This window comes from Bradyrhizobium sp., assembly GCF_049581145.1.
In the GTDB taxonomy this organism is placed as follows: domain Bacteria; phylum Pseudomonadota; class Alphaproteobacteria; order Rhizobiales; family Xanthobacteraceae; genus Bradyrhizobium.
Genome location: NZ_JBAURI010000230.1, coordinates 1 through 3,229 on the forward strand (window position 1 = coordinate 1; position 3,229 = coordinate 3,229).

The following is a 3,229-nucleotide window of genomic DNA, read 5'->3' on the forward strand; positions in this document are numbered from 1 at the left end:
GAACAGCAGTTTCAGACGATTTATCGCGAGGCGGCCGCTAAGCTTGAGGGACTGGAGAGGACGGCCAACGGCAAGTTGCTCGACGCGATCAAGGGTCTCAGGCCGAAGGACGCCCTCGCTCTGGAAAATCTGCCGGTCAACCTCGTCGACCCGTCGCCATCCATCAGCGCGCTCGGCTGGAAGCTCGCGGTTGAACTGGATGAGCAGTGGCACGCCTGGTGGCGACTTTGGCATGGCCAGAAGCAGCGCGCCCACAAGCTGGAAGAGCTTCTCAGCGCCGAGTTTCAGGCCACGGTCGCGGCCCTGGTCGCGACCGCGGCAGCCGAGCTGAACAATCACGTCACCATGGTGACCAATCGGTTCTCCAAGCTGGTGCAGGACCTCGCCGCTCTGCTGGAGCGCCGCAAATCGGCTCTCGCAGCCGACCGCGACGATCCACAGGCGGGACAATCGGCGGCATTATTCCAGAGCTATCAGGAGCATCAAGGCCGGCTGGAAGAGCGCGTTCAGCGCTGCATCTTGATCGCAACCGAACTCAATTATCTGTCTCGTCGAACCATGGCCATCGAACGGCCGGCACGAGATGCTGTTCGGCCGGCTCTGCGTCCGCTGCAGTCCGCGCGGTAGGCTCTCGCCTCAATTCGCCCGGCGGCAAAACCGGCCATTTCGCGAGAAGTTGTCATTTTGGCAATATATTTGCCGTGAAACAGGGAGATCAGCGAACAATTGATCGCTAGCCTCGGATCCACGATGAATGCTTCTCCCCTCGCCTCAACATCAGTTGCGCCGCCACCCCTCTTGTCCTTGCGCGGATACGGTGTCAGCTACGGTCACAGGCGGGTTTTCGAATCGATCGATCTCGATGTCGGCGGCAGGCGCGTCCTCGCGATCATGGGGCCTTCAGGGACCGGGAAATCCACGCTGCTGCGCACGCTGTGCTGCGAGCGCTTGCCGGCCGATCCTGCAGCAATCTCCGGCGAGGCGACGTTTAGAGGTGAACCTCTGGGCACCGGCAATCGTCCGGCCCTGGTTGCGCAACAACTTCCACTGTTCCTGTCCGACGTGCACGATTACCTGGCCAACGGCTTCATCAACCGCAGCGAGTTGAGCCGGGACGAGCAGCGGCAACGTCTCGCAGCGGCCTTGCGGCGTGCGAATCTGTCTCACCTGATCGACAGGCTTGACGCACGGTTGACGGAGTTGAGACCGGTCGATCGCAAATGCCTCAGCCTGGTCCGCGCTCTGGCGAGCGACCCGCCGCTGCTCTGCATCGATGAGTTGACCGCAGGGTTGGACGATCTGGACGCCGCGCAGCTCCTGTCCGTCGTCAAGGACGAGAGCGCCCGGCGGACGATCATCATGGTGACGCACCATCAGGGCCATGCAAGACTGATCGCGGATGAGGTCGTGCTGCTGGCGGGCGGCCACGTCATCGAGCACAGTCCATCGAACTCGTTCTTCGTCGCCCCGCGAACCGAGACCGCGGCTCATTTCCTGAAGACCGGCGGCAGCGATTTGCCGTCTCTCGACGTCAGGCCGGAGCATCTGGCTCCCGAATGCAGGCCCGACCCCGAGATCAGATTCGAGATCGAGGCCGCCGCTCCGGCTCGCGCGATCCGACCGAACGGCAAGGGTCCGGCAGGTTTCTGCTGGCTGATCGATGGTCAACTCGCCGGCACGCGTCAGCCCGGTGTTCTCGGCGACATGGAGCAGGAACTCGAGGCGCTTCGCGACGCCGGCGCCACGACCCTGGTGAGCCTGACCGAGACGTCGCTGGATGCCCCGGTCGAACGTTTTGGACTCAAGCATCATTGGCTCCCGATCAGGGACATGGGCGTCCCCGACATCGAGGCGGCGCTCCATCTCTGCACGCTGATGGAACGAGAGATCGAGCAAGGCGGCGCAGTCGTCTACCATTGCCTTGCCGGACACGGCCGCACAGGCCTGATGCTGGCGGCGCATCTGGTCCATCGCGGCATGACATCACCACACGTGCTGGCCTTCGCCAGGCAGCGCAAACGGCAATGGGTCCAATCCGTGAGCCAGGAGCAGTTCTTGTGGGATTTGGAGCTCCATCTCGCGATGCAGGCTCCCCGGGCCCTTCGACCCGCGGGCTGATCGGGACATCAGCGAACCATTGAACCGATGCGCTCGAAACGAACCTTTGACCCCGTGCCGGCCGGATCGCGCCCCATCGAAAAGAAGATCATGCCTGCGCGGCCGACCAGGTTCTCCAGCGGCACATAGCCGATCGCGGAAAGCACGCGACTGTCCGTCGAGTTGTCGCGGTTGTCGCCGAGCACGAAGAAGTGGCCGCTCGGCACGGTGTAGACATTGGTGTTGTCGTAGAATCCATTGTCGACGCAATCGAGCGTCTCATAACTGACGCCGTTCGGAAGGGTTTCGCGCCACCGCTTCGTCTTGGTCAGACCTCCGGACCCGCACGGATCAATGCTGACGAAATCAGGCAAGCGCTCGCGCGCAACCGGAACGCCGTTGATATTAAGAAGCCCATCCCGCATCTGAATCCGGTCACCGGGCAGCCCCACCAAACGCTTGATGTAAACTGTCGAATTGTCCTTCAGCAGGAACGCAATGACGTCGCCGCGGGCGGGCTCGCTCCCCCAGACGCGTCCCACGAACGGCGCCGAAGAAAACGGCCAAGTGTAACGGCTATAGCCATAGGCATATTTCGAGACGAAGAAATAATCACCGGCCAGGAAAGTCGGCATCATCGAGCCCGCCGGAATATTGAACGGCTGGAACAGCAGCGAAAGAAACAACACCGGCAGCGACAGCACGAAACCCATCAGGATGATGCCGAGCGTGAGCAGCGCTCCGATCGCCCAAGGCTTTTCCGATCTCGACAATTGAACCTGCGACATGACGATCCCTGACCTGCGGCGTCATCAGAATGAGCAAAGACCAGCCCAGGCGCAACCTCAAATCATCGTCTCCGCTTGTCACTCTCCCGCCGCCGTCATTGCGGGATCCGCGAAGGGCGAGATCGGCAACAAGCCCGCCTCTTGCTGTCGTGATCCGTCAGGTGCATTCTTGGACGCCGCACCCTTGGATGCAGGTTCGGCGAGGGCGCGGGTTGGGGCTGATCATGAGAAGTCATCTTGCTGTTACATTCGCGGCGGCGACGTGGATCGGAGCGGCGTCCGCACAATCGACGATCATGCCGACCACAGACTCGGCATCTTCAGCCTTTGCCGGTGATCCGGCC

At 62.1% G+C, this 3,229-nt stretch carries 3 protein-coding genes; 2 read left to right on the forward strand and 1 reads right to left on the reverse strand.

Translation table 11 applies throughout. From position 1 onward, the window contains the following. Both WCB02_RS07655 and WCB02_RS07660 read left to right on the forward strand, forming a co-directional pair. On the forward strand, nt 1-627 hold a 627-nt coding region (locus tag WCB02_RS07655; RefSeq protein WP_423957251.1), incomplete at its 5' end, for a hypothetical protein. Between the two features lie 123 nt (nt 628-750). Continuing rightward, entirely contained in the window at nt 751-2,118 is a 1,368-nt protein-coding gene (locus WCB02_RS07660; RefSeq protein ID WP_423957252.1) for an ATP-binding cassette domain-containing protein, read from the forward strand. A gap of 8 nt (nt 2,119-2,126) precedes the next feature. Here WCB02_RS07660 and lepB read toward each other — a convergent pair whose 3' ends face one another. After that, entirely contained in the window at nt 2,127-2,885 is a 759-nt protein-coding gene (gene lepB, locus WCB02_RS07665; RefSeq protein ID WP_423957254.1) for a signal peptidase I, read from the reverse strand. Nucleotides 2,886-3,229 lie beyond the last annotated feature (344 nt).

What these genes read in the sequence shown, in the direction of transcription:
- WCB02_RS07660 (WP_423957252.1), top strand. Translation starts at nt 751, where the DNA reads ATGAATGCTTCTCCCCTCGCCTCAACATCAGTTGCGCCGCCACCCCTC.
- lepB (WP_423957254.1), bottom strand. Translation starts at nt 2,885, where the DNA reads ATGTCGCAGGTTCAATTGTCGAGATCGGAAAAGCCTTGGGCGATCGGA.